The 287-nt window shown below is 62.4% G+C and carries 1 protein-coding gene; it reads right to left on the reverse strand.

Annotated elements, in window-relative coordinates:
* Positions 1-287 (reverse strand): glycerophosphodiester phosphodiesterase (locus BK665_RS33530; RefSeq protein ID WP_148053292.1); only part of this gene is annotated, 287 nt, incomplete at both ends.

The following is a 287-nucleotide window of genomic DNA, read 5'->3' on the forward strand; positions in this document are numbered from 1 at the left end:
AATCAGGCTGTCAACGCCGAAGTCGGCGAGTCTGCGCATCAGCGCGAGCTCGTTGACTGTCCATACCGACACATGCAGCCCCTGACGCTGCGCCTTCTGCAGGCGTTCCGGCGTACATAGGGTCCAGTTCAGCGCCAGAATCTCACAGCCATAGCTTTGCGCGCCCTTCAACGGGTCGAGCCAGGCGTACTCGGCCACCAATCCGCGTGACCCATCTGGCCCCAGGTCCAGCGCGGCTTTAAGTACTTCGCGGGAGCTCGAGGTGATGGTCACCTTGTCCAGCAGGC

Origin of the sequence: Pseudomonas frederiksbergensis (assembly GCF_003732665.1) — a bacterium.
Lineage (GTDB): Bacteria > Pseudomonadota > Gammaproteobacteria > Pseudomonadales > Pseudomonadaceae > Aquipseudomonas > Aquipseudomonas frederiksbergensis_G.